The following is a 249-nucleotide window of genomic DNA, read 5'->3' as shown; positions in this document are numbered from 1 at the left end:
CGGGCTGCCTGCCAACGAGCGCCCGGACCTGTCCCTGGCCTTTCGCGCGCGCGTGGCGCGCGAGCCCGCCGTGCAGCAGTGCTACTACGTGACCGGGGAAGCCGGCTATTCATTGATCGTCACGGCTGCCGATATGCAGGAGTACCAGGCGCTGGCGGCGCGGCTGTTCTCCGGAGACGACAACATCCGGCGCTACACCACCTCGATCGCTCTGGAACGAATCAAGACCGGGCTGCAGTTGCCGATGGC

General features: G+C 67.1%; 1 protein-coding gene. It reads left to right on the top strand.

The annotated features are described in order from the left end of the window. A partial coding sequence (locus ACRHNM_RS17600) for an Lrp/AsnC ligand binding domain-containing protein (protein ID WP_431137940.1) occupies positions 1 to 249 on the top strand: 249 nt, incomplete at both ends.

Source organism: Psychroserpens mesophilus (genome assembly GCF_050617655.1).
In the GTDB taxonomy this organism is placed as follows: Bacteria; Bacteroidota; Bacteroidia; order Flavobacteriales; family Flavobacteriaceae; genus Psychroserpens; species Psychroserpens mesophilus_A.
Note: the sequence above shows the minus strand (reverse complement) of the source record. Positions and strands in the feature narration are given on the sequence as shown.